Source organism: Neorhizobium alkalisoli (genome assembly GCF_007829835.1).
Classification (GTDB): domain Bacteria; phylum Pseudomonadota; class Alphaproteobacteria; order Rhizobiales; family Rhizobiaceae; genus Neorhizobium.
In genome coordinates this window covers 880,894-903,116 of record NZ_VIWP01000002.1, presented here as the reverse complement: position 1 = coordinate 903,116, position 22,223 = coordinate 880,894, and the positions used below count along the sequence as shown (strand labels likewise).

The window sequence follows — 22,223 nt, the reverse complement described above, 5'->3', positions numbered from 1 at the left end:
ACGATGGATTTGCGCAATCAGGTTCTGCGGCAATTGAAAAACCGCCGCGAGGGTTTCAGCCTCGAGCAGCCCTTCTATATCGACCAGGACTATTTCAAGCTGGACATGGAAATGATCTGGTATCGCGACTGGCTGTTCGTCGGCCATGATTGCGAGATCGAGAAGGGCGGCCAGTATTTCACCCTGCAGATCGGCGATTACCCGATCCTGGTCATCCGCGGCCGTGACGGCGCCATCCGCGCCTTCCACAATACCTGCCGCCACCGTGGCCACCGCGTCTGCACCAAGGAGACCGGTTCCGCGACGCGTCTGGTCTGTCCCTATCACCAGTGGACCTATCAGCAGGACGGCTCCCTCATGTCGGCCCGCCATATGGGCGAGAATTTCGACAAGAGCCAGTACGGCATGAAGCCTGTCCACTGTCAGAGCGTCGGCGGCTATATCTTCATCTGCGTCGCAAATGAAGCTCCCGATTTCGAGCCGGTCCGTGCCTCGATCGAGCCCTACATGGCGCCGCACCGTCTCTGGGAAGCCAAGGTCGCCCACAAGAACACGATCATCGAAAAGGGCAACTGGAAGCTCGTCTGGGAAAACAACCGCGAGTGCTACCACTGCGCCGGCAATCACCCGGAACTCTGCCGCACCTATCCGGAAGCGCCGACCGCGACCGGTGTCCAGGGTGCCGGCGACGATCCGTTCATCGCCGAACACTGGCAGCGCTGCGAGGCGGCCAACCTGCCGAGCACGTTCAACATGTCGACCGACGGCCAGTATCGCGTCGCCCGTATGCCGCTGATCGAGGATGCCGAAAGCTACACGATGAACGGTCAGCGCGCCGTCAAGCGCGCTTTGTCGGATGACGTCACGATCAGCCATATCGGCACGATGCTGATGTTCCATTATCCGACCACCTGGAACCACATGCTGGGCGACCACGCGATCTCCTTCCGCGTCATCCCGATCGGCCCGGAAGAAACCGCCGTCACCACGACCTGGCTGGTCCACAAGGATGCGGTCGAAGGGGTCGATTACGATCTGCACGAACTGACCCATGTCTGGGACATGACCAACGACCAGGACCGTCAGATCGTCGAGGAAAACGCCTTCGGCATCCGTTCGCCGGCCTATGAGCCGGGCCCTTATTCGGAAGCTCATGAAGGCGGCGTCATGCAGTTCGTCGAATGGTATGCGAACTTCATGGCCAACCGTTTGCAGGGCGAACAGGCAAAGCTTTCCGTCGTCGCCTGATTTCTCCCGCCGGAGGGAACAAAAAAAGGTGTTTCCCGTTGTCATTTCAATGACAATTCAAAAAAGGGAAACACCCATGACCACTCTTCGTCTGCGCCTTGCAACGGCGGCTGCCGCCGTTACTCTCGCGATAAGCGGCATCATTCCCGCTCAGGCAGGCCCCATGCCGGCGCCGCCCGTCATCTCGTCGCAATCGGATGTGACCAACGTTCAGTATCACCGCCATTGGCGTGGTGATCGCCACGGTTATTACCGCGGCCACCGCGGTTACCGCGAACGCCGTCCGGGTTATCGTTATCACAATGGTTTCTGGTTCCCGCTCGCAGCCTTCGGTGCCGGTGCGATCATTGGCGGCGCGATGGCCGCTCCGCCGCGTGGCGGTAGCCATGTCGCATGGTGCGAAAACCGTTACCGGACCTATCGCGCCTCCGACAATACCTATGTCGCGAGCGGTGGTGTCCGCAGGTCCTGCGTTTCGCCCTATTGAGCGACCCGCTTAGCTTCAGCAACGACCGGCCGGAGGCATTTGCCTGCGGCCGGTTCGGCGGTCTGAACTTGATGAATGTTAATCCGCCGTTCAGATCGGATTTTCTAGTATATCTTCCATGATGGAGTGATCGTCCAAGACGTGCGGTCCGCCTCCACCGACAATAAGAATTCCTTGGAATAGGGATTGGAGAAGTCATCATGACGCTGTTCAGAAAGTTTTCAGTCGCAGCCGTTTCCGCATTGTTGTTGGCCGGCTCTCTTGGTGAAGCGAGTGCCATGCCGCTGCCGGTGGGCCCGACTGTTCCTGCCGCAAGCTCCGACGTCACCAACGTCCAGTATTACCGCCATTATGGTGGCCGTCCCGGCTGGCACGGCGATCGTGGCGGCTGGGGCCGCCCCGGCTGGCATGGCGGTTATCGTGGCTATCGCGGTTACCGTGACGGCTACCGTTATCACAACGGCTACTGGTTCCCGCTCGCAGCCTTCGGCGCCGGTGCGCTGATCGGCGGGGCGATCGCCTCGCAGCCGCGTTATGTCGAGCCGGCTCCGGTCTATAGCGGCGGCGGTATCAATCCGCGTCACTACCAGTGGTGCTCGGAGCGTTATCGCTCGTATGATAGCTATAGCAACACGTTCCAGCCCAATAACGGCCCGCGCAGAACCTGCCTGTCGCCCTATTATTGAGAGCTGACAACCTGACTTGAGAAACCCGCCTTCCTTCCGGAGGGCGGTTTTTTCGTTTCGGGATGCTCAGAAAATCCCCGTCCGCCGCAGCAGCCACCATGCGATGGCAACCGAAAGCACCATGAAACCGAGCGCGAACATGGTCCCGTGCACACCTTGAGAAAACGGCAGGGACGAAGTGTTCATGCCGAAAAAACCGGTGACCAGCGAGGGCGGCAGCAGGAAGGCCGTCATGATCGACAGAATATAGAGATGCCGGTTGGTCTCCGAGGAAAGCTTTGAGTCGATTTCTTCGTGCAGCAGCCGTGCCCGTTCCTGCAGCGCATAGACATCATGGTCGACCGCCTCCAGCCGCCCGATCAGGCGCGATGCGACATCGTCAAACCCCATCGGCATGTCTTCGTCATCCGCTGCCGCTGCTCGGCGCATCAGGGTCAGAATGGTGCGCAGGTGCCGGTGCAGCCTGACGACGGTGCGCCGTACCGGCGCCAGTCGCCGCCGTTCGTCGCGCGGCGCGTTTTCGTAAACATAGTCCTCGATCAGGTTCAGTTCTTCGGTGAATTCCATCACCAGACCGATCAGGCCGCGCTGAAATTCCGCCACCAGCGTTTCGAAAAGATCGATCGGCTGCTTGTAACGGGCCGCGTTCTTCTCGATCGCCGAGCGAACCCGGTCGACGGAACGCAACGGCTGCAGCCGCGTGGTGATGATCACCCGCTCCGACACGAGAAAATGCAGCCAGCCGATATCTTTCGTATCGTGGTCGAAATCGCGCTGGAAATCGACCAGCGTGCCGTAGACGTGCTGGTCGTCGAGCGTGATCGCCGCATGGGTGTCATGGGTCGTGAGGGCCGCGACGGCCTGCGAGTTGAGGCCCGGATAGTTTTCCAGGAAACCCGCAACGCGCATGTCGGCAAGGCTCAGGTGCAGCCACAGGAAACCTTCGTCCTCCGGCAGGTCGTTTCGGGTCGCCTCTATGGGCAGCGCGGTGCAGGCACCGTGGCCGGGCTTGAAATGATAGGCCCAGACAAGGCCGGGAATGGTGGAGTTGAACGCAGACATCGTCGGGGAATCTGAAAGCATGGACCACTCCAATAGGCCGGCACTGTGACAGCCGTTGCAACATTATGTCCGGCAGAATGCGAATGAAATATTGCATTTTCCCGGCGGCGATCTTCGGACGCCGTCTATCCCGTCGACTGCCTCCTTCACGACCCGAAGAATATCGGGATTGGATTGACAAGCGTGTTTACGTTTACGTAAAAAGCAGATGGGAAACGGCCATCGGTGACTATCGTCCGATGGTAGTCGGTTGCGTGCTAGAGCGCGATCGGGAGGAGGAAAAGCATGTACAAGGCACCCGTCGCGGAAATCGCCTTCACTCTCAATCATGTCGCGGGTCTTGGCGACGCGCTGGAGATCGGCCGTTTCGGCGATCTGAGCGGCGATCTCGTTGATGCGATTCTGGAAGAGGCGGGCCGTTTCGCCAGTGAGGAAATGGCGCCGCTTGGCGAGACCGGCGACAAGCAGGGCGCGCGCCTGATCGATGGTGCGGTCAAAACACCCGATGGCTGGCCAGAACTTTACCGGCATTGGCGCGAAGGCGGCTGGAACGGGCTGACCGCGCCGGAAGCTTTTGGTGGCCAGAACCTGCCGCACATGCTGGGCGTCGCGGCGCTGGAAATGTGGAATTCCGCTTCCATGGCCTTCGCCCTTGCGCCGACGCTCACCATGGGGGCGATCGAGGCGCTCGCCGCCCATGGCAGCGAGGCCCTGAAAGCGACCTATCTGGAAAAAATGGTGTCCGGCGAATGGACCGGCACGATGAACCTCACCGAGCCACAGGCCGGTTCCGATGTCGGCGCCCTGAAGACCCGCGCCGAGCGGGCCGCCGATGGCAGCTATCGCATTTTCGGCCAGAAGATCTTTATCACCTGGGGCGAGCACGATGCCGCCGACAATATCATCCATCTCGTACTTGCCCGCCTCTCCGACGCGCCGGCTGGCAATCGTGGAATTTCGCTTTTCCTCGTGCCGAAATTTCTGGTCGGGGAAGACGGATCGCTCGGGGAGCGCAATGACCTCTTCTGCCATTCGATCGAACACAAGCTCGGCATTCATGGTTCGCCGACCTGCACGATGATCTATGGCGACGGAAAATTCGGAGCCGAGGCGGGTGCCGTCGGCTTTCTGGTCGGCGAGGAAAACAAGGGTCTCGCCTGCATGTTCACGATGATGAACAATGCAAGGCTTGCCGTCGGCATGCAGGGCGTGGCCATCGCCGAAGCAGCCACCCAGAAGGCGATTGCATACGCCAATGACCGAACCCAGGGCACGGCGCTCGGCTGGTCGGGTGCTGACCGTCGCGGCATGCAGCAACCGAATGGCCGCCCCGCCATGAGTCCAATCATCGGCCATCCCGATGTCGCCCGTATGCTTCTGACGATGAAGGCGCTGACCCAGGGCTCACGCGCCATCTGTTACGCCTGCGCCCATGCGATCGATATGGCCCATCATCTGGAGGGCGATGAGGCGCGCCATTGGTCCGAGCGCGCAGCCCTTTTGACGCCGATCGCAAAATCCTTCGCCACCGATGCCGGTGTCGATGTCGCCTCGCTCGGCATCCAGGTTCATGGCGGCATGGGCTTTATCGAGGAGACGGGCGCTGCCCGTTATTTCCGCGATGCCCGCATTGCCCCGATCTATGAAGGCACCAACGGCATCCAGGCAATCGACCTCGTCACCCGCAAACTGCCGCTTTCGGAAGGTGGCCAGGTAAGGGGTTTCATTGCCGAGCTGAAGGAGATTGCCGAAAAGGTCGAGGCCTCCAACCTCGCTGGCTTCGGCGAGACTGCGCCGCGCCTCAGGACGGCGATCGCCGATCTCGAACAGGCGACCGACTGGCTGCTCGAGACCCAGGCCGCCGGAAAGGCCGCCGAAGCGCTGGCCGGTGCCACGCCTTATCAGCGCCTGTTCGGTCTCGTCCTGACCGGCGCTTACCTCGCCAAAGGCGGGCTGGTGTCCGCCGAAGACGGGGAAGGGGACAAGCGCGTGCTCCTCTGCCGTTTCGCGGCCGAGAACCTGCTTGCCGAAACCACTGCCCTGAAGGACCGCGTCACAGCAGGCGCAGCCAGTCTCGAAGCCGCGCGCGCCGTGCTGGCTTGAGGAGAGATCCGATGAATGAAAACCAGGTCCTGATCGAACGCCCCGCCGACCACCCGGATCTTTTGCTGATCCGCTTCAACCGACCGGAAAAGAAGAACGCCATCACCGCCGCCATGTACGGCCAGATGACCGCGGCGCTCGAGGCGGCGAACACGGACGATACCGTCCGCGCCATCGTTTTCCTCGGCACCGAAGGCTGCTTTTCCGCCGGCAACGATATGGTGGATTTTCTGGCCTATGCCGTATCCGGTTCCAGCGAGCCGCCGGCCGCAGCCCTGTTCATCAAGGCGCTGGCGCTTGCCGAAAAGCCGATGGTTTCGGGAGTCGATGGCTTGGCGATCGGCATCGGCACGACGCTCAATCTGCATTGCGACCTGACGGTCGCATCGCCCCGCAGCCTGTTCAAGACGCCCTTCGTTGATCTGGCGCTGGTACCGGAAGCGGCCTCCAGCCTGCTTGCACCACAGATCATGGGTCACCAGCGCGCTTTCGCCATGCTCGTCGCCAGCGAAGGTTTTTCCGCTCAGGCGGCGCTTGAGGCCGGTCTGATTTGGAAGCTCGTCGAGCCCGCGGACGTCGAAGCGGAAGCGCTGAAAATCGCAGCCGGGCTCGCGAAAAAGCCGCCGGGTGCGCTAAAAATTGCCCGCGATCTCGTCCGCGGCCCGCGCGAAACAGTGCTGGCGCGCATGGACGAGGAACTCGTGCATTTCACTGCGCAGCTCAAAAGCGCCGAAGCGCGGGCGGCTTTCGAGGCTTTCATGCGCCGTTAACGGTGCGGAGAGGGAAATGGCCCGCAGAACCGCCGCCTACCTTTTTCCGCCGCATCTCAAGGATTAGATAGGCCGCATAGAGGAGAATCTTCCATGCGCAAGCTGCTGCCCGCCCTGATGTTTCTGACCATGTCCTGCGCCGCTGCCAATGCCGGCAGCTTTTCGGCACCGGAAATCTCGGCATCCCGAACCACAGCCCCTATGTCGCTCATCCAGTACAGCGGTAACAGCAACACCATCACGAACGACCGTCCACAGCGGCCGCAGCGTTATGTCTGCGTCGTGCCCCCGGCCCAGAGCGACAATCGCAACCGCCCCTATGTCTGCCGCGCCAATCCGGGCCGGGTCGGCGAGACCTGCCGCTGCTCGAACGTCGTCGGCTCCGGCAGGCTCGATCTGGACGACTGATTATTTTGCCTGTTTCGCAGGCGGCAACAGGTGGTCGATACCGGCGAGCGGTGCAAGGCGCTTCACCGCGCCTGCCGAACTGATCCGGGCTTGCGGATTTTCTTCGACCGCCCGCCCATGCCAATATTTGGCGGCATGGATATCGCCAAGCAATTCGTAGCACTCGCCAAGTTTCGTGCCGAGATATCCGGCATCGAGCGACGGATCGCCATCCGCCATGAAGATGTAGATCTTGATGGCGTCGACCACTTTGCCCGCGCTGATCAATTCCGCGGCCGTGTGTTCCAGCAGGTTGAAGTTGTAGGTCGGCATTCCATCACCTGCCTGAGCTTCACTTTTCCAGCAGTGCCACCGCTTCCACATGCGTCGACCACAAAAACTGGTCGATCGGCGTCACCGACTTGATCCGCCATCCGGCATCAACAAGGATTCTGAGGTCGCGTGCAAGAGTGAGCGGATTGCAGCTGACGGCGCAGATCTTCTTGACGGTGGAGCGGGCAAGCTCCTTCACCTGAACCTCGGCGCCGGCGCGCGGGGGGTCGAAGACGACGGCGTCAAACACCTTAAGTTCTGCCGGGATCATCGGCCGGCGGAAGAGGTCGCGCTTTTCGACCGTAACCGGCTTCAGCCCCTGCGTATTGCGGGCGGCGAAATCGAGCGCCTTCACCGACTTGTCGTCGCCTTCCGCCGCATGCACCTTGGCGACCCGCGCCAACCGCAGCGAAAACGTCCCGGAACCTGCAAACAGGTCGAGCACCCGTTTCGACTTGCCGACATGTTTGAGCACCAGATCAGCCATGGCCTGTTCCGCCTCGACCGTCGCCTGCACGAAACCGCCCGGCGGCGGCGACACTTTCACGCCGCCGAAATCGATCAGCGGCTTTTGGGGCTCGATGATAGTCTCGCCATTGACGGAAACACGGGCAATGCCCTTCAGCGCCAGAACCGTTTCGGTCACCTGCCGGCGCTGCTTGTCGGCAAGCGGCTTCAGCCCTTCGGCAGCGATATCGAGGCCCGAAAGCGTCTCCATGACAGCAATGCGGAACGTTTCCGAACCGATCGCCAGCGCCCGACCTATGGCCCTCACCGCATCCAGCCTCGCCACGATGCCGGGCGAGGCGATGGGACATTCGGTGATCGATATGATGTGGTTCGTCTCGGCGCGATTGAAGCCGAGCAAAAATTCCTTCTCGGTCTGCTTTGCCGAAAACACGACGCGCCGCCGCTGGCCCGGTTCGCAGGTGACTGTCTCCAGAACCTCCGGCGTCAGCCCTTTCGATTTCAGCGCATCGACCACAAGCTCGCGCTTGAAATCGTTATAGGGCTTTGCCGCCAGATGCTGCAGCGAACAGCCGCCACAGGCATCGCTGTCCGGGCCGAAATGCCGACAGACCGGTTCGATCCGGTCGGGAGACAGGTTGGAAGTCGAGATGACCGTGCCGTGATCGCCGTTGCGGGCAATCGCAAACGTCTCGCCCGGCAGCGCAAAGGGAACGTAAACGGGGCCATGCTCGCCATTGGCGATGCCATGACCCTGTGCGCCGAGCCGGTTGATGGTGACCGTGACGGTGCTCATGCCTCGTCACCATCCTCATCGTCGAAATCGGCGTCTTCATCCGCATCATCGCTTTCCGGCTTCGTGCCGGCCAGCAGATATTCCTGGTTTCCGTCACCGCCGGCAATCGGGGAGGGGATGAGGCCAAGGCTCGTCCAGCCCATGTCCTCGACCAGCCAGCGTTCCAGCTCCGCGGCAACGGCCGGTGCCGTTTCCGGCTCCTTCAGCAGGCCCGCCTTGCTGATCGCCTCGCGCCCGGCCTCGAATTGCGGCTTGACCAGAAGCACGCAGAGCGCGCCCGGTTCCGCCTGCTCCAGCGCCGGCGCCAACGCCAGTTTCAGAGAGATGAACGAGACGTCCGAAACGATGAAGGTGATTTCCCGTTCGTCGTAATCCTCGGGCTCGAGATAGCGGGCATTGAGGCCCTCGATATTGGTGACCTTGTCATTGGCGATCAGCCGCGGGTGCATCTGGTCGTGGCCGACATCGATCGAGGTGACGTGCTCGGCGCCGCGCATGATCAGCACTTCGGTAAAGCCGCCGGTCGAGGCGCCGATATCGAGACAGTCATGGCCGGTCGGATCGAGTTTGAAATGATCGAGCGCGGCAACGAGCTTTAGCGCGGCGCGCGAAACGTATTCCTGGGCCGGATCGTCGATGGTGATGACCGCATCCATCGCAAATGTCAGGCTTGGCTTGGTGACGACGCGGCCATTGACGGTGACGGTGCCGCGCGAGATCGCATCGCGGGCCCGCGCCCTGGAGGCGACGAGGTCAAGCGAGACGAGAATCTGGTCGAGGCGCTGCTGTTCTTGGGGTTTTGACATGGCTGCATCCAATGCCTGCGGACGTTGCCGGATGCAAGCTTTTCCTTGAATACCAGCCCTGCCGGGAGATCAGGGCGGCTTTGCGCAGGCGTGGATCCGGTCTATGGTCCGGCGCTTTCGAACGGGGGAAGGGGCAAAACCATGCGCACACCATTTCTGATCGGCGGAATGCTGCTGGCGGCTGCTCCAGCCTTGGCCAATGACACGACGGCGGAACTGACGACCGGCGGCCTCACCTTCGTGCAGACTGGCGATATCACCATGGCCGAGGAAAACCTCTTTCTCTCCCGCAGCCAAGTGAAGGTCGATTACGTTTTCATCAACAACAGCGGCAAGGATGTCGAAAGCACGATCGCCTTTCCGATGCCGGATGTGACCGGCGGCTCCGAGAGCGATCTCGATTACGGCGATCCTGAAGCCGACAATTTCCTTGGCTTTTCCGTGGTGCAGGATGGCAAGCCGATCAAGCCCGAGCTTCAGCAGCGGGTGTTTGCAGGCGATATCGACCGCACGGACGAACTTCTGGCTGCCAAGATCCCGCTCCTGCCCTATAGCGACAAGACCTCTGCCGCGCTGAAAAAGCTGCCGCAGGACGTAAAAGACCGCTTTGTCGCGGAAGGCCTCGCGCGCGTCGACGAATACGATGCCGGCCAGGGCTGGCAGAAGGACCTGACACCCGCCTGGACCCTGCGCTCCGCCTATTGGTGGAAAACGACTTTTCCGGCCGGCAAACCGGTAAAAGTCAGCCACCGCTACAAGCCGAGTGTCGGCGGCACGGTGGCGATGGCCTTTATCGAAAACGGCAAGCCGGCCTATGACTACAAGGACTATGTCTCCCGCTACTGCATCGACGCCGATTTCATGAAGACGGCGGCAAAACTCGAAGCCAAGCAGAAGGCGGGCGGGCCGAATTATTACGAACAGTGGCTCTCCTACATCCTGACCACCGGCGCCAACTGGAGCGGCCCGATCGGCAAATTCAAGCTCACCATCGACAAGGGCAAGCCACAGGATTTCGTCAGCTTCTGCGGCAAGGGCGTCAAGAAGGTCGGCCCGACGACATTCGAAATGTCCGCCACGGATTTCACGCCGGAGAAGGACATGCACGTGCTGTTTCTGACGGCGGCGGCGGAATAGCCGCTTGCGTCGGTCCGCTTGATATCCGCCGGGAAAGTAATACCTTCATGGGCGTGGGTAATACCGGAGTGGATCATGGGCACGACTGTCACATCAAAAGGTCAGGTTACGATCCCGAAAGCGGTTCGCGAACTGCTCGGCATCGTACCCGGAAGCGAGGTCGAGTTTCATCCCGCGGCCGATGGCAGCGTCATGCTGACCAAGGCTGATGACGAAAGACCGGCAAGCCGTTTCCAGCGTCTTCGCGGACATGCGGGGCAGGGGCTTGGCACGGACGAGATCATGGCGCTGACCCGCGGTGAACCGTGACATTCGTCGACACGAATGTCCTTCGATCTCGTCACGGATGATCCCCTCTGGGCAGACTGGTCGATCCGCCAGCTTGAGGCAGCCAGCCTTGCCGGCTCATTGCTGATCAACGATATCGTTTATGCCGAGCTTTCCGTCCGTTACGAGCGGATCGAGGCACTGGATGCCTTTGTCGAGGAGGCAGGGCTGGTACTCGTGCCCGTCCCGCGGCCAGCGCTGTTCCTTGCGGCGAAGGTGTTCACGCAATATCGACGCGCAGGCGGTGAACGCACAGGCGTTCTCCCGGATTTCCTGATCGGTGCACAGGCAGCCGTTCAGGATCTGCCCTTGCTGACGCGTGACACGCGCCGTTACCGGTCTTATTTTCCGACCGTGAAACTCATCTCACCGGACTGACGCGATCAGGTGGCATGACGGCGGAGGCGAAGCCAAAGGCCGGGATAAATCTTACCCCGCGGCGCCAACCCCGACGACCGTCTTGCCGAGCGCCCCGAACACCGTCGAGACAATCCCCGCGCGGTCCAGTCCGGCCTTGGCATACATCGTGTCCGGGCTTGCCTGTTCCATCCAGATATCCGGCAGAACCATGGAGCGCACCTTCAGCCCGTGATCGAGCAGGCCTTCGGTGGAGAGGAACTGCAGCACATGGCTTCCGAAACCGCCAACGGAGCCTTCCTCGATGGTGATCAGCACCTCGTGGTGGCGGGCAAGCTGGCGGATCAGGTCATGGTCGAGCGGCTTTGCGAAGCGCGCGTCGGCCACCGTGGTCGAAAGCCCGGCAGCGTCGAGATCTTCCGCAGCCAGCAGACAGTCTTTTAGACGCGTTCCGAAGGAGAGGATTGCGACTTTGGAACCCTGCCGGACGATCCGACCCTTGCCGATTTCAAGAATCTGGCCGCGTTCCGGCAGTTCGACGCCAACACCTTCGCCGCGCGGATAACGGAAGGAGATCGGACCATCGTCATAGGCTGCGGCGGTGCGGACCATATGCTTCAGTTCCGCCTCGTCGGCGGCGGCCATCACCACCATGCCCGGCAGGGCGGCGAGGAAGGTCGTGTCGAAGGAACCCGCATGGGTCGGCCCGTCGGCGCCGACGAAACCGGCACGGTCGATCGGGAAACGCACCGGCAGCTTCTGGATCGCTACATCATGCACGACCTGATCGTAACCACGCTGCAGGAAGGTGGAATAGAGCGCGCAGAAGGGCTTGAAACCTTCGGTCGCGAGGCCGGCTGCAAAGGTCACCGCATGTTGTTCGGCAATGCCGACATCGAAGGTGCGCATCGGATAGGCTTCGGCCAGCTTGTCGAGGCCGGTGCCATTCGGCATGGCCGCGGTAATGCCGACGATCTTGTCGTCAAAACCGGCTTCCTGCACCAGCGCATCACCGAACACGCTCGTATAGGAAGGCGCATTCGGTTTTGCCTTCGCCTGGGCGCCGGTAATGACGTCGAACTTGTTGACGCCGTGATATTTGTCGGCGGCGGCTTCTGCCGGCGGATAACCCTTGCCCTTCTGGGTGACGACATGGATCAGCACCGGGCCGCGGGCATTGTCGCGCACATTGCGCAGGACCGGCAGAAGGTGTTCGAACGAATGACCGTCGATCGGGCCGATATGATAAAAGCCCATTTCCTCGAACATTGTGCCGCCCGTGACATAACCACGGGCATGTTCGACGGCGCGGGTGATCGCGCGGTCGACGCGGCGGCCGAGATAGGTGGTCAGCTTCTTGCCCAGTTCGCGCACGCCCATATAGGTGCGGCCGGAGGCGAGGCGCGCCAGATAGGCGCTCATCGCGCCGGTCGGCGGGGCAATCGACATGTCGTTGTCGTTGAGGATGACGATCAGCCGGGCATCGAGCGCGCCGGCATTGTTGAGGGCCTCATAGGCCATGCCCGCCGACATCGCGCCGTCGCCGATGACGGCGATGACATTGCGCTTGGAGCCATCAAGCTGCGAACCGACGGCCATGCCGAGGCCAGCCGAGATCGAGGTCGAGGAATGGGCAGCGCCGAAGGGATCGTATTCGCTTTCCGCGCGGCGGGTGAAGCCGGAAAGACCGCCTTCCTGGCGCAGGGTGCGGATGCGGTCGCGCCGGCCGGTCAAAATCTTGTGCGGATAACATTGATGGCCGACATCGAAGATCAGACGGTCGTCCGGTGTGTTGAAAACCTTGTGGATGGCGATCGTCAGCTCGACGACGCCAAGGCCTGCACCCAGATGACCGCCGGTGCGCGACACGGCATCGATCATCTCGTCACGCACTTCACGGGCCAGCTGCGGCAGTTCCCGATCATCGACCTTTTTCAGGTCGGCGGGGATCTTGACCGTGTCGAGCAGCGGCGTTTCGGGAAACGGTGTCACGGAAGCTGGCCTTCTCTATACTCTGTCGCAGAATAGTCTGTCGCGGGCGCGTTTCTTCAAAAGATGAGAATGAAACAGGCTTTTTCAAGTTGTCCAATCAGGGGTTTCTAATCGATTTTAGCCGGGGGGCAAGGGTACGAATTCCTCTTCATCCCCAGGCACGATGTCGAAACGGCCGGTGCGCCACTCCTCTTTTGCCTGTTCGATACGCTCTTTCGATGACGAAACGAAGTTCCACCAGATATAACGCTTGGAATTCAGTGCTGCCCCGCCAAACAGCATGATGTGACAGCCCATGACGCCCGCTTCGAGCGTGATCGGGTCGCCCGGCCTGAACACGAGCAGTTGATCAGCAGCAAAACGATCGCCCGCGACGATAAGTTCGCCCGAGAGGATATAGAGGGCTCTTTCCTCATGTACGGCGGAAAAGGGAAAGCGCTTGCCCGCCTCCAGCCTCAGATCGACATAAAGCGTATCGGTGAGTGTCGAGACCGGCGAGGCAAGTCCTTCAAAGGCGCCGATAACGACGCGGCCATGCGCGCCATCGGCCTCGATCAGCGGCATAAGCTCCTTGGCTGTATGGGCAAAGACCGGATCGGTCTCTTCCTTGTCATCAGGCATGGCAAGCCAGGTCTGCAGGCCGGACATGGCAAGCGGATGGCCACGTAGGTTTTCCGGCGTGCGTTCCGAATGCACGATGCCGCGGCCGGCAGTCATCAGGTTGATGTCGCCGGGGCGGATGACCAGTTCGGTGCCGAGACTGTCGCGATGTTTTATCTCGCCGTCGAACAGATAGGTGACGGTGGAAAGCCCGATATGCGGATGCGGCTTGACGTCGAGCGCCTCGTCGGCGCGCAGCACGGCCGGCCCCATCCGGTCGAAGAAGATGAACGGTCCGACCAGCCTCCTTTTGCGGGATGGCAGCGCGCGGCGCACGGAAAAACCGCCGATATCGGAAGAGCGCGGAATGATCAGGTTTTCGATCGCATCACAGGCGAAAGCATCGCCGGGGGCGGGGTCGGTGCCGGGGAAGAAGGACATGTATCTGGCTCCATCTGACACTCCACCGTATCCCTGAAGCCGAATGACAACAACCCGGGCCCCCTATGACAATTGACGCCATATGGCGTACGATGTCATAATCGATCCATGAAAGCTGAGCGGATCATTCGTGAACGCATGGTGTTCGGTGACGGTGCTATTCTGGAGATCACAGTATGGCGCGTTGCCGAAAGCGTGCCGCCATCGCGGCATTTCCTGAAATATTCGCTCTTCTACGGCAGGCCAGGGCAAAGACTGGTGGCCTATTACAACGAACGCGGCAAGGGCGATCATCGGCATTACGGCGAGAATGAAGAGCCATACCGGCTCATCTCCATAGAACGCCTGCTGTCGGATTTCAGGGCGGATGTCGAAAAGCTGAGAGGAGAAGGTATATGAGCAAGGAAATCGAATTGCATGTCGGCGGCTCCTTCAACGACATTGCAGCACGTGTTGCGGACAGCTGGCATCGAGCCGAGCAGGGGCTTCCCGTCTCGGAAGACCACCTTACATTTGTTGATTGGGATGTTTTTTCGAGCTCGATGACGGGAAAACGCCTGGAGCTTTTGCGCTATCTTCACAAGAACCCGCAGGCAAGCATCGCTGCTCTGGCACGCGCGCTTGGCAGGGATTACCGGCGGGTACATGAGGACGTGGAAATCCTGGCGCGGGCCGGACTCGTCGAGCAGGACGAACAGGGGCTACGCGCCGGATATGATGAAATCCGTACGGTGATCGCGCTTTAAGGTCAGGCTATTCGTCTGACGGCGCGGCTCACTCCCCGTCGAGCGGCTCCACACCCTGCGGCTTGCCGGAGCGGTCGAGGCGGATCTTCTCGATCCGGCTTTCGGCGGCGTTGAGCAGCTTTTCGCAATGCTTCTTCAGGGCCTCGCCGCGCTCGTAGATCGCGATGGATTCATCGAGCGCCACATCGCCGCGTTCCAGCCGTGCCACGATGCTTTCGAGTTCGGCCACGGCCTTTTCGAAGGAATAGCCGCTGACATCAATGGTGTCGGTGCCGTCGGTCATTCTATCCCCTCATCAATCTGCAAATGTGCATTCCGGCCGATTCTGCCAGTCCTTCGAGATCATAACCACCCTCGAGCAGGCTGACGACCCGGTTATTGGCATATTTCCCGGCAATTTCCATCAGCCGTCCCGTCGCCCAGTCGAAATCGTCGCCGACAAGGTTGATCTGCGCCAAAGGATCGCGGTGATGTGCATCGAAGCCCGCCGAGATCAAAAGGAAATCCGGCCGGAAGTTTTCGAGCGCCGGCAGGACGCGGCTCTTGAACGCTTCGCGAAAATGCTCGCTGCCGGTATCGGGCGAAAGCGGCGCGTTGACGATCGTGTTTTTCGTGCCCGTTTCGTCCTTGGCGCCGGTGCCAGGATAAAGCGGCATCTGGTGCGTCGAGCAGAACAGAACCGACGGATCGTCCCAGAAAATGTCCTGGGTGCCGTTGCCGTGATGCACGTCCCAGTCGACGATCGCGATCCGCTCGACGCCATATCTCTGCTGCGCATGTCGCGCGGCGATCGCCACGTTGTTGAACAGGCAGAAACCCATCGCCTTGTTCTTTTCGGCATGGTGTCCTGGCGGACGGGCAGCGACAAAAACATTGTCCACCTTGCCGGTCATCACATCGTCGACCGCGGCAACTGCGCCGCCGATCCCGGTCAGCGCGGCCTGCAAGCTTTTCGGTCCGACATAGGTATCGGCCTCGATCTGGTGGATCGTGTCTTCCTCGGGGATTTCGCGCATGACACTGCGCAAATGCTCTTCCGGATGTGCGAGGAGGATCAGGTCTTCATTGCCCTGCGGGGCTTCCTGGCGATCGAGCTTCTCGAAATTGGGATGTTCCAGCGCGATCGCCAGCGAGCGCAGCCGGTCGGCGCGTTCGGGGTGGCCGGGCGGTGTTGCGTGTTCGAGAAAGATCTTGTTTTCGTAAAGGCGCGTGGTCATGGGTAGCGGCCTCTTTTCGGTTGGTTGCCTCCGACATGGCGCATATGGCCGTCTTTTTCAAGCGCCGGGTTCGCGTCCATCATCAGGCATCCGGTTAACCGCACAGGGCCTTTATCCTTGCACTTCGCCCTGTTTGGCCTGAAAAGAAAGCGCTGACGGGTAAGGCGAGGGATTTAAGGGGGTAAGGTGGTCAAGGATACGGTGAAACTGCAGGATTTCCGCGTTCCGTTCCGGGATGTGGATATGAACGGCGAAATGTTTCGGGCCGCCTATGTCGGCCATGCGGAACAGGCCGTCACCGACTTCTGGAAACGCCGCAAGGCGCAGAAGGACGATCCCTTTTTCACCGTCGGCAAGATTACCTGCACATTTCACGCGCCCCTGAAACTGGGCGATCTCGTGCATCTGCATGTTGGTGTGAGCAAGATCGGCGGCAAGTCGGCTGGTTTTCTCGTGCGGTTTACCCGCGGCAGCGATGCTGTGGCGGAAGCCGAAGTGGTGTGGATGGCAAGTGATCCGGAAAGCCGCGAACCGGTGCAGCTTCCCGAAGATCTTCGTGACTGGTTCTACCAGTTCCTCGACTGAGGCCTTCCTCAGGCGCGCTTTTTACGCCCTTTGCGGCAGAAGCGGATAACCGACCATGACGGCACGGCCGGCAAGCGCTGCGATCAATGCCTTCAGGACGTCGCCGGGAATGAAGGCGAGCGAGCCGACAAAAGCTTTCAGGAAACCCATGCCGGTGACGAAGGCGAGATAGGTGACGCCGAGGCCATAGACGGCAACGACGCCGCCAAGCAGTGCTGCAATGAAGAAGCTGGCGCCCTGGGCAAGGCCGGACTGATCGCGGCTAACCATGGTCTGCGACACGTAACCGGTCACGAGCGCGCCGAGCACCCAGCCGATCAGATAGCCCGTGGTCGGCGCCATGAACACGGCAAGTCCGCCGCGGCCGCCGGAAAGTACCGGCAGACCGATCGCTGCGAGAACGAGAACGAGAAGAACGGCGGTGACGCCGCGCCTGGCGCCGAGCACGACGCCGGCCAGCATGACGCCGAGCGACTGGGCCGTGATCGGGACGGGAATAAAGCCGAGCATGATCGGCGGAAGCATGCCGAGCGCCACGATGATGGCTGCGAACAATGCTGCGAGCACGAGGTCGCGGGTGGACATGTTTGGCGATCCTTCTCGCTGATTCTGTATCATTTCTGCCCGCGGATCGAGCGCGCGTCAATTGCGGCGGCGATCTCGTCGGCGTTGCGGAGCGTCAGGATGATCAGTGGCACGGCTGTCGAAATGACGTTCATTTTCAACCCGCGCGCGTAATGCGCATCCCGGATGGCCTGATAGCGCATCACGACTTCGGGCACAAATCGAATGACGAGGCCGACGCCAAGTCCAATATCTGCGGCCTTCACAAGCCCGATCCGTTCCAGCGGCCATGCGGCGGCGGTGATCTGGTCGATGAAATCGCCGGTCGTGGTCGTCGCCGTAACCGCAGCCGCGGCCAGCATCATCGCTGAGAGCCTAAAAAAAGTTTCAAGCGCGGCGGCCGGGCTTTCCAGAACCAGCGTAAAAAGTGCCACGACCACGATCGTCAGCGAAAAGACCCGTATCCGTAGCCAAGACTGGCGCCAGCCGATGTTCAGCGAGAGATAGACAGCCGCACAGGTGACAGCCACAATCCCCAAAAGGACCGGCGAGTGGGTGGCAAAAACGAGGAGGCTGAGGAGAAACAGACCGATCAGTTTTACCCGCGCCGAAAGCCGGTGCAAAACGCTGCCGCCCTCGACATAGAGCGTTCTCATTCCGCAAGACCGCGGTAGAATTCAATGGTTTCGTCAGCGGGCCCATCGCCCACCAACTGCCCTTGGTGAAACAGCAGAACCCGCTCGAAATCGCCGATCAGGTCGAGATCGTGGGTGATGACGACGACGCTTTCATGCAGCCCTTCGATGGTCCGCGACACGAGGTTGCGATTCTTCAGGTCCAGCTGGTTGGTCGGTTCGTCCATGATCAGGAGTTCCGGCTGGGTCACGAGAACGGAAGCCATCGCCGCCAGCTGTAGCTCGCCGCCGGAAAGCTCGTGTGCGCGCCTTTCTGCCAGATGGGCAATGCCGAAACGGGAAAGAACCGCATCCGAAGCGGCCTTGACCTCCGCTGCCGAAAGTTTCTTGCGCTTCAGACCGAGCGCCAGGTCCTCTTTGAGGATCGGCAGAATGATCTGGTTCTGCGGGTTCTGGAAAATGAAGCCGACCCGGCCGCGCACCGCATCGGCCTGCTTGACGGTATCGAAACCGTCGACTGTCACGTGTCCGGCGGTCGGGGCAACGAGCCCGTTGATCATCCGGGCGAAGGTCGTCTTGCCCGAACCGTTGAGGCCGATAATGCCGATCCGCTTTTCTACAAGCGAAAGTGTCAGTGGCTGCAGAATGGTGCGGCCTTCGAAGCGCGCCTCTGCCTGTTCGAAACGGATATCCAAGCCGGTCCCTCTGTTCCGGGGCTCTATAATCCAGATCGGGGAGGAGAGGAAATCAGAACTAAAAGTGAACATTGAAATTCGGCCGGATGCAACCTACTCTCCATGCCATGGCGATTCTCATTCCGAACGATCAGGCGAGACGAATTTTTCTGGAGCGGCAGCTTCTGTCCCAACCGCCGGGGCGTGCGCTTTCCAAGGCCGGCCTGCTGCAGCTGGTCGATGATCTCGGCTTCGTGCAGGTGGACAGTATCGCCACCGTCGAGCGCGCCCATCACATGATCCTGTTTTCGCGCAACCAGACCTATCGCCGCGAGCATCTGACCGCGCTTCTGGAAAAGGACGGCGAGCTTTTCGAGCACTGGACCCACGACGCCTCGATCATTCCCGCGCGTCTGTTCCGCTACTGGAAACACCGCTTTCGCCGCCGCGAACCGGTTCTGGCCGAACGCTGGCGCAAATGGCATGGCGAAGGTTTTGACAGCGCCTTCGACGATACCTTCCGCCACATTGCCGAAAACGGCGCGATCATGTCGCGGGACATGAAGGTCGAGGATCACAAGTCGGGCGGCTGGTGGAACTGGCATCCGAACAAGACGGCGCTCGAATATTACTGGCACACCGGAAAGCTCTCGATCGCCGGCCGCGTCAATTTCCAAAAGATCTACGATCTGACCGAAAGGGTGATCGCCTCGCACCATCACGAGCCGGCGGTGAGCCACGACGAATTCGTAGACTGGGCCTGCCGCAGCGCCATGACAAAACTCGGTTTTGCCACGTCAGGCGAACTCGCAGCCTTCTGGGATATCGTCACGCCGGAAGAGGCGAAAGACTGGGTAAAGGCGCATCGCGACGAACTGGTCGAGGTGCTGATCGAGACCGCCGACGGCAGCAAGCCGCGCGCATCCTTCGCCTTCCTGGGCTTCCCGGATCATCTCGGCGACATCACCGAACCGCCGGCCCGCGTGCGCATCCTCAGCCCCTTCGACCCGCTCCTGCGCAATCGCGACCGGGCGGAACGACTGTTCGATTTCTTTTACCGTATCGAGGTTTTCGTGCCCGAGCCGAAACGGCAATACGGCTATTACGTCTTCCCGATCCTCGAAGGCGACCGCATGATCGGCCGCATCGACATGAAGGCCGACCGCAAGACAGGTGTCCTCGATGTCAAGAAGCTCTGGCTCGAAAAGGGTGTTCGGGCCTCCGCCGGCCGGCTGGAAAAGCTCGACGCGGAATTGCAGCGGGTGGGGAAGTTTGCTGGGGTGGAGAGAGTCGTCTACCAACCGGGATGGCGGGGAGAATGACCGTCTCTCCCGCAGCAGGCCGCTGCTGCGGGTAGTCTCAGCCGAGGGCCACGATCAGCAGATGATGGTCTCGGTAATCTTGATGCCGAACCCTTCAAGGCCGACATAGTGCCGCTCGCTGCGGGTGAGCAGCTTGATCGAGGTGACGCCGAGATCCTTCAGGATCTGTGCGCCGAGGCCGATTTCCAGCCATTCGCTTTCCCGTGCCTTGGCCTGTTCATGGCCTTCCTGGCCCTGGCGAACCGTCCGCACCGTATCCGTCTGGCCGACGCCGACCGAACCTTCACGCAGATAGATGATGACGCCGCGGCCTTCTTCCTCGATCTTGGCCATATAGCGTTCGATCGAGCGGCTGGACCCGAAAACGTCGCGCACGACGTCTTCCAGATGCAGGCGCACCGGAATGTCGATGCCGTCGCGAATGTCGCCGAAAATGACCGCCACGTGCTGCATCGGATCCCAGGGCAGGGAATAGGCATGCGCCTTAGCCTTGCCATGCTCCGTCTGCACCTCGAAGCTCGACTGCATCTCGATCAGCGTTTCCTTGCGCTGGCGATAGGCGATCAGCTCGGCAACGGAAACCTGCTTCAAACCGTGAGTAACGGCGAAATCGGCCACCTGCGGACCGCGCATGACGGTGCCGTTGTCATTGACGAGTTCGGAAATGACGCCGATCGGCGGCAGGCCGGCGAGATTGCAGAGGTCGATCGCAGCCTCGGTATGGCCCGACCGCATCAGCACGCCGCCTTCGCGGGCGATCAGCGGAAAGATATGGCCCGGCCGCACGAAATCGCTCGGCCCGGCATTCGGATTGGCAAGGTTGCGCACCGTCAACGTCCGGTCGTCGGCGGAAATGCCGGTCGTCGTGCCGTGCTTGAAGTCGACGGAGACGGTGAAGGCTGTCGTGTGGGCGCTGTCGTTTTCCGCCACCATGGCGTTGAGGTTCAGCCGCTTGGCTTCCGAGCGCGGCATCGGCGCGCAAACGATGCCGGATGTGTGGCGCACGATGAAGGCCATCTTTTCCGGCGTGCAATGCACCGCCGCGACGATCAGGTCGCCCTCGTTCTCGCGATCGTCATCGTCCATGACGACCACGATTTCGCCGGCCTCGAAGGCCCGGATTGCATCGACGACGCGCTTCTGATCATAGGCCATGTCAAAACTTCCTAGCGGATTTTTCCGGTTTGCCCGCGATCGCGGAGATAGTGGTCGGCAACGGCGCAGGCGACTATCGCCTCGCCGATCGGCACGGCGCGGATGCCGACACAGGGGTCGTGGCGGCCCTTGGTGCGAACTTCGACATTGTTGCCGTCGGCATCGATCGACTGACGCTCAGTCAGGATCGACGAGGTCGGCTTGATCGCAAAACGCGCGACGATCGGCTGGCCGGTCGCAATGCCACCCAGAATACCGCCGGCATGGTTGGACAGGAACAGCGGCTTGCCGTCATTGCCCATCCGCATCTCGTCGGCATTGTCCTCGCCGGAAAGCTCGGCCGCGGCAAAACCGTCGCCGATCTCGACACCCTTGACGGCATTGATCGACATCAGCAGGGAGGTGATATCCTGATCGAGCTTGGCATAGATCGGTGCGCCGATACCGGCCGGAACGCCTTCAGCCACTACCTCGACCACAGCGCCGATTGAGGAGCCGGCCTTGCGGATACCGTCGAGATAGTCTTCCCAGACGGGGACCATTGCGGGATCCGGGCAGAAAAACGGGTTCTGATCGACCTGCGCCCAGTCCCAGTTGGCGCGGTTGATCTTGTGTTTGCCGATCTGAACCAGCGCGCCACGCACGGAAAGACCCGGCACCACGCGACGCGCCAGAGCGCCGGCAGCAACGCGTGCAGCCGTCTCGCGCGCCGAAGACCGGCCGCCGCCGCGATAGTCGCGGATCCCGTATTTCACATCATAGGCATAATCGGCATGGCCCGGCCGGTAGCGGCGGGCGATCTCGCCATAATCCTTGGAGCGCTGGTCGGTATTTTCGATCAGCATGGAGATCGGCGTGCCGGTGGAGATCATCGTCTCACCGTCCTCGTCGATCATCACGCCGGACAGAACCTTGACGATATCGTCCTCGCGGCGCTGTGTCACGAAACGCGACTGGCCCGGCTTGCGCTTGTCCATCCAGGCCTGGATCTCGGCAAGCGTGAAGCGGATGCCCGGAGGGCAGCCGTCGACGACGCAGCCAAGCGCCGGCCCGTGGCTTTCACCCCATGTGGTGACCCGGAAGAGATGACCGAATGAATTATGCGACATGAAGACTGACCGGCTATGACGACGGCAAATGCCGTCCATTTCGAGCGCCTGTCATATGGAAAAGGGAGCCGGGCGACAAGCCCTTAGAGCCGCCGCAGTGGCCTGCGGCGGTGAACGCTGTGTTGCTTAGAGCATGTCGCGCAAAAGTGTGCCGCGGTTTTGCGAAAACGATATGCCAAGACAAAAGGCTAACGCTTACTAAGCAATCTGAAGGAT

At 61.0% G+C, this 22,223-nt stretch carries 25 protein-coding genes and 1 pseudogene; 13 read left to right on the top strand and 13 right to left on the bottom strand.

Features of this window, described 5'->3' with window-relative positions:
• Window positions 1–3: 3 nt before the first annotated feature.
• The 3 genes from FHW37_RS10190 (at window position 4) to FHW37_RS10180 (ending at window position 2,421) form a co-directional block, all read left to right on the top strand.
• Window positions 4–1,248 (top strand): aromatic ring-hydroxylating oxygenase subunit alpha, encoded by a 1,245-nt coding sequence (locus FHW37_RS10190; RefSeq protein ID WP_145635630.1) that lies wholly within the window; start codon window positions 4–6, stop codon window positions 1,246–1,248.
• Between the two features lie 76 nt (window positions 1,249–1,324).
• The gene (locus FHW37_RS10185) at window positions 1,325–1,735 is read left to right on the top strand and encodes a BA14K family protein (protein ID WP_145635628.1); all 411 of its coding nucleotides are present in this window, start codon (window positions 1,325–1,327) and stop codon (window positions 1,733–1,735) included.
• Window positions 1,736–1,932: 197 nt separating this feature from the next.
• Window positions 1,933–2,421, top strand: a complete 489-nt coding sequence (locus tag FHW37_RS10180) for a BA14K family protein (protein ID WP_432442844.1) — start codon at window positions 1,933–1,935, stop codon at window positions 2,419–2,421.
• Window positions 2,422–2,487: 66 nt separating this feature from the next.
• On the opposite strand, the gene FHW37_RS10175 is transcribed toward FHW37_RS10180, so the two are convergent.
• A complete protein-coding gene (locus FHW37_RS10175) occupies window positions 2,488–3,483 on the bottom strand; it encodes a transporter (protein ID WP_186458220.1) in 996 nt (331 codons plus the stop codon).
• Between the two features lie 285 nt (window positions 3,484–3,768).
• Between FHW37_RS10175 and FHW37_RS10170 the strand changes: the two genes are divergently transcribed.
• The 3 genes from FHW37_RS10170 (at window position 3,769) to FHW37_RS10160 (ending at window position 6,764) form a co-directional block, all read left to right on the top strand.
• Window positions 3,769–5,586, top strand: coding sequence for an acyl-CoA dehydrogenase (locus FHW37_RS10170; protein ID WP_145635622.1), 1,818 nt, complete (start codon window positions 3,769–3,771; stop codon window positions 5,584–5,586).
• 11 nt (window positions 5,587–5,597) lie between these two features.
• Complete coding sequence (locus tag FHW37_RS10165; protein WP_145635620.1) at window positions 5,598–6,356, top strand: crotonase/enoyl-CoA hydratase family protein; 759 nt, start codon at window positions 5,598–5,600, stop codon at window positions 6,354–6,356.
• 93 nt (window positions 6,357–6,449) lie between these two features.
• Window positions 6,450–6,764 (top strand): hypothetical protein, encoded by a 315-nt coding sequence (locus tag FHW37_RS10160; protein WP_145635618.1) that lies wholly within the window; start codon window positions 6,450–6,452, stop codon window positions 6,762–6,764.
• Here the strand turns inward: FHW37_RS10160 and FHW37_RS10155 are convergent, their stop codons facing one another.
• The 3 genes from FHW37_RS10155 to FHW37_RS10145 are packed head-to-tail and all read right to left on the bottom strand — an operon-like array spanning window position 6,765 to window position 9,146.
• Window positions 6,765–7,076 (bottom strand): hypothetical protein, encoded by a 312-nt coding sequence (locus tag FHW37_RS10155; protein ID WP_145635616.1) that lies wholly within the window; start codon window positions 7,074–7,076, stop codon window positions 6,765–6,767.
• A 19-nt stretch (window positions 7,077–7,095) separates the two neighbouring features.
• Window positions 7,096–8,340 (bottom strand): class I SAM-dependent RNA methyltransferase, encoded by a 1,245-nt coding sequence (locus FHW37_RS10150; RefSeq protein ID WP_145635614.1) that lies wholly within the window; start codon window positions 8,338–8,340, stop codon window positions 7,096–7,098.
• Window positions 8,337–9,146, bottom strand: coding sequence for a TlyA family RNA methyltransferase (locus FHW37_RS10145; protein WP_145635612.1), 810 nt, complete (start codon window positions 9,144–9,146; stop codon window positions 8,337–8,339). The genes FHW37_RS10150 and FHW37_RS10145 overlap by 4 nt, the downstream gene beginning before the upstream one ends.
• Before the next feature lie 141 nt (window positions 9,147–9,287).
• Between FHW37_RS10145 and FHW37_RS10140 the strand changes: the two genes are divergently transcribed.
• The 3 genes and pseudogenes from FHW37_RS10140 to FHW37_RS10130 all read left to right on the top strand — a co-directional run bounded on the left by FHW37_RS10140 (window position 9,288) and on the right by FHW37_RS10130 (window position 10,988).
• Window positions 9,288–10,283: a DUF4424 domain-containing protein gene (locus FHW37_RS10140; RefSeq protein WP_145635610.1), complete on the top strand. Its 996-nt coding sequence runs from the start codon at window positions 9,288–9,290 to the stop codon at window positions 10,281–10,283.
• Between the two features lie 75 nt (window positions 10,284–10,358).
• Window positions 10,359–10,592, top strand: a complete 234-nt coding sequence (locus tag FHW37_RS10135; RefSeq protein ID WP_145635608.1) for an AbrB/MazE/SpoVT family DNA-binding domain-containing protein — start codon at window positions 10,359–10,361, stop codon at window positions 10,590–10,592.
• Window positions 10,589–10,988: pseudogene (locus FHW37_RS10130) on the top strand (type II toxin-antitoxin system VapC family toxin). The gene FHW37_RS10135 and the pseudogene FHW37_RS10130 overlap by 4 nt, the downstream one beginning before the upstream one ends.
• Window positions 10,989–11,039: 51 nt before the next feature.
• On the opposite strand, the gene dxs reads toward FHW37_RS10130, so the two are convergent.
• Both dxs and FHW37_RS10120 read right to left on the bottom strand, forming a co-directional pair.
• Window positions 11,040–12,959 (bottom strand): 1-deoxy-D-xylulose-5-phosphate synthase, encoded by a 1,920-nt coding sequence (gene dxs / locus FHW37_RS10125; protein WP_145635606.1) that lies wholly within the window; start codon window positions 12,957–12,959, stop codon window positions 11,040–11,042.
• 117 nt (window positions 12,960–13,076) lie between these two features.
• Window positions 13,077–14,000, bottom strand: a complete 924-nt coding sequence (locus FHW37_RS10120) for a pirin family protein (protein ID WP_145635603.1) — start codon at window positions 13,998–14,000, stop codon at window positions 13,077–13,079.
• Window positions 14,001–14,108: 108 nt separating this feature from the next.
• Between FHW37_RS10120 and FHW37_RS10115 the strand changes: the two genes are divergently transcribed.
• Together FHW37_RS10115 and FHW37_RS10110 are read left to right on the top strand one after the other, a co-directional pair.
• Window positions 14,109–14,399 carry a toxin-antitoxin system TumE family protein gene (locus FHW37_RS10115; protein WP_145635601.1) on the top strand — a complete coding sequence of 97 codons (291 nt, stop codon included), beginning with the start codon at window positions 14,109–14,111 and terminating at the stop codon, window positions 14,397–14,399.
• Window positions 14,396–14,746, top strand: a complete 351-nt coding sequence (locus tag FHW37_RS10110; protein ID WP_145635599.1) for a hypothetical protein — start codon at window positions 14,396–14,398, stop codon at window positions 14,744–14,746. The genes FHW37_RS10115 and FHW37_RS10110 overlap by 4 nt, the downstream gene beginning before the upstream one ends.
• Before the next feature lie 28 nt (window positions 14,747–14,774).
• Here FHW37_RS10110 and FHW37_RS10105 read toward each other — a convergent pair whose 3' ends face one another.
• Together FHW37_RS10105 and FHW37_RS10100 are read right to left on the bottom strand one after the other, a co-directional pair.
• Window positions 14,775–15,029: an exodeoxyribonuclease VII small subunit gene (locus tag FHW37_RS10105; protein WP_145635597.1), complete on the bottom strand. Its 255-nt coding sequence runs from the start codon at window positions 15,027–15,029 to the stop codon at window positions 14,775–14,777.
• A gap of 1 nt (window position 15,030) precedes the next feature.
• Window positions 15,031–15,963: a histone deacetylase family protein gene (locus tag FHW37_RS10100; protein ID WP_145635595.1), complete on the bottom strand. Its 933-nt coding sequence runs from the start codon at window positions 15,961–15,963 to the stop codon at window positions 15,031–15,033.
• A 186-nt stretch (window positions 15,964–16,149) separates the two neighbouring features.
• On the opposite strand from FHW37_RS10100, the gene FHW37_RS10095 reads away from it, so the two are divergent.
• Complete coding sequence (locus tag FHW37_RS10095) at window positions 16,150–16,548, top strand: acyl-CoA thioesterase (RefSeq protein WP_145635593.1); 399 nt, start codon at window positions 16,150–16,152, stop codon at window positions 16,546–16,548.
• Between the two features lie 21 nt (window positions 16,549–16,569).
• Here the strand turns inward: FHW37_RS10095 and FHW37_RS10090 are convergent, their stop codons facing one another.
• Genes FHW37_RS10090 through FHW37_RS10080 form a run of 3 tightly spaced genes read right to left on the bottom strand, consistent with a single transcriptional unit; the run spans window position 16,570 to window position 18,442 of the window.
• Entirely contained in the window at window positions 16,570–17,133 is a 564-nt protein-coding gene (locus FHW37_RS10090; protein WP_145635591.1) for a biotin transporter BioY, read from the bottom strand.
• Between the two features lie 29 nt (window positions 17,134–17,162).
• Entirely contained in the window at window positions 17,163–17,768 is a 606-nt protein-coding gene (locus FHW37_RS10085) for a CbiQ family ECF transporter T component (RefSeq protein WP_145635589.1), read from the bottom strand.
• The gene (locus FHW37_RS10080) at window positions 17,765–18,442 is read right to left on the bottom strand and encodes an energy-coupling factor ABC transporter ATP-binding protein (RefSeq protein WP_186458205.1); all 678 of its coding nucleotides are present in this window, start codon (window positions 18,440–18,442) and stop codon (window positions 17,765–17,767) included. Before FHW37_RS10080 ends, FHW37_RS10085 begins: the two co-directional genes overlap by 4 nt.
• Before the next feature lie 107 nt (window positions 18,443–18,549).
• Here FHW37_RS10080 and FHW37_RS10075 point away from each other — a divergent pair, with 107 nt between their 5' ends.
• Window positions 18,550–19,743, top strand: a complete 1,194-nt coding sequence (locus FHW37_RS10075) for a winged helix-turn-helix domain-containing protein (protein ID WP_145636067.1) — start codon at window positions 18,550–18,552, stop codon at window positions 19,741–19,743.
• A gap of 54 nt (window positions 19,744–19,797) precedes the next feature.
• Here the strand turns inward: FHW37_RS10075 and ribB are convergent, their stop codons facing one another.
• Window positions 19,798–20,898, bottom strand: coding sequence for a 3,4-dihydroxy-2-butanone-4-phosphate synthase (gene ribB, locus FHW37_RS10070; RefSeq protein WP_145635584.1), 1,101 nt, complete (start codon window positions 20,896–20,898; stop codon window positions 19,798–19,800).
• Window positions 20,899–20,909: 11 nt separating this feature from the next.
• Window positions 20,910–22,007: a chorismate synthase gene (gene aroC, locus FHW37_RS10065; protein ID WP_145635582.1), complete on the bottom strand. Its 1,098-nt coding sequence runs from the start codon at window positions 22,005–22,007 to the stop codon at window positions 20,910–20,912.
• Window positions 22,008–22,223 lie beyond the last annotated feature (216 nt).